The following is a 789-nucleotide window of genomic DNA, read 5'->3' as shown; positions in this document are numbered from 1 at the left end:
CCCTGGCATGGCCCCTGCTGGCACGCGGCCAGCCGTTCGATGCGTCTGCGCGGCCAGCGACCTGATCGCCATCGGCGCGCTGCGGGCGCTGCGTGAACACGGCCTGCGGGTGCCCGAGGACGTGCGGGTCACCGGTTTTGACGACATCCCGCTGGCCGCCTCGGTGTCGCCGGCGTTGACCACCGTGCAGCAGGACACCAAACAGGCCGGTCAGCTGCTGGTGGAACGGCTGCTGGGGCTGATCGCACGCGAGCCGGTGGAAGGCATCAACATCCCTGTCAAGCTGGTGGTGCGCGAATCCTCCCGCGGCGGACTCAGCTGAAGTCCTTCAGGATTTCCAGCACGCCGGCCGGAGCGATCTCGAAGCCCAGCGTCGTGCCCGGGTTGATCACCACGCCATAGCCGCCGGGCACGCGCCGCAGCACCTCGAGCATCAGCATGCGGAGGGTGTGCGGCGCCTGCTGCGGGAAATAGCCGACCCGCGCCATGTCGGTGAACACCGCCACATGCAGCACGCCCTGCTTGTCGAACAGCAGCGGATCAAAGCCGCTGCCATCGGGGGTGACCAGGCTCCCGGTCAGCAGCACCACCTCGGAGGCGACGAAGGCCTGCATGAACGCCTTGATCGGCAGCTTGCCGTCCATCGCGGTGCGCAACAGCGTTTCGATCGGGGTCTGCGGGGGGAGCTCGTTCATGCGGGAGGCCGGGATTGCGGGGGGCGCTGATTGTAGCGGGCGCCGCCGCTGCAGCCCCTGCCTCGCGGCTGGGGCCTCCATCGCCGCGGCTCAG

1 protein-coding gene and 1 pseudogene are annotated in these 789 nt (G+C 69.5%); one reads left to right on the top strand and one right to left on the bottom strand.

Annotated elements, in window-relative coordinates; genetic code table 11:
* Positions 1 to 307 (top strand): annotated as a pseudogene (locus JCM9942_RS17240) (substrate-binding domain-containing protein); the annotation flags it as partial.
* A 7-nt stretch (positions 308 to 314) separates the two neighbouring features.
* Here the strand turns inward: JCM9942_RS17240 and JCM9942_RS17235 are convergent.
* Positions 315 to 695: an SseB family protein gene (locus JCM9942_RS17235; RefSeq protein WP_054661031.1), complete on the bottom strand. Its 381-nt coding sequence runs from the start codon at positions 693 to 695 to the stop codon at positions 315 to 317.
* Between the last annotated feature and the right edge of the window lie 94 nt (positions 696 to 789).

Source organism: Stenotrophomonas pictorum JCM 9942 (genome assembly GCF_001310775.1).
Taxonomy (GTDB): domain Bacteria; phylum Pseudomonadota; class Gammaproteobacteria; order Xanthomonadales; family Xanthomonadaceae; genus Stenotrophomonas; species Stenotrophomonas pictorum.
This window is presented reverse-complemented; position numbering and strand designations above follow the sequence as displayed.